General features: G+C 61.4%; 2 protein-coding genes. Both read right to left on the bottom strand.

The annotated features are described in order from the left end of the window. Positions 1-497, bottom strand: a 497-nt coding sequence (locus EN925_RS38125; protein ID WP_128337480.1) for an ABC transporter permease subunit, incomplete at its 3' end; no start/stop codon positions are given. Next, positions 494-782 (bottom strand): ABC transporter permease (locus EN925_RS38120; RefSeq protein ID WP_164894784.1); only part of this gene is annotated, 289 nt, incomplete at its 5' end. The genes EN925_RS38120 and EN925_RS38125, both read right to left, overlap by 4 nt.

Raw genomic sequence — 782 nt, 5'->3', positions numbered from 1 at the left:
GAGATCACCTGGGTGCGCGTCAGCCGGGTGAATTGTGCAAGGTAGGCAATCGCCACCGCGCAGACGACACCGCCGAGTCCCGGCCCGACGACGGCGACCAGCATCAAGGCTATCAGTATCTCCGGAAACGACCAGGTAAGATCGACCGCCACCATCACGATCCGGTCCAGGGCTCCACCGAAATATCCACACGCGGCACCGAGGAACAATCCCAGGAGCAGCGACAGGCCAATCGCCGTGGAACTGACGGTGAGCGAAGTGCGAGCGCCGAAGATCACACGCGACAGCACGTCGCGGCCCAACTCATCGGTCCCCAGCAGATGGCTCGTCGATGGCTGCTGGTTCATGATGGAGAGGTTCTGCTGGGAATCGCCATAGGGCGCCAACCATGGGGCGAGAAGCGCCGCGCTAATCAAAAGCAGCAGATAAACGCCCGCGACACACCCTTTTGGCGTGGCAAATGCGGACACAAACGCGGTGTATCGTTTGCGGGTCACGACTGGGATCTCCGCTGGCGAGGGTCAATGAAGGCTTGAGCGACGTCGCCCATGAGGGTGCCCAGGATGACAGCCATCGCAAGCATCAGCAGACAGCCTTGAACCAGCGGATAGTCACGCTGGTTCAGCGCGCGGATCAGCAGGCTGCCCAAACCAGGGCGAGCGAATACATATTCGGTTGTCACGGCGCCGCCGATGATCCAGCCAATACGAAGCCCCAGAATGGTGACGACAGGCAGCATGGCGTGGCGCAGAACATGCCGGATCTGGATACGGCACGGAGAC

The sequence above is a fragment of the Mesorhizobium sp. M7A.F.Ca.US.006.04.2.1 genome (assembly GCF_004022915.1).
In the GTDB taxonomy this organism is placed as follows: Bacteria; Pseudomonadota; Alphaproteobacteria; order Rhizobiales; family Rhizobiaceae; genus Mesorhizobium; species Mesorhizobium ciceri.
This window is presented reverse-complemented; position numbering and strand designations above follow the sequence as displayed.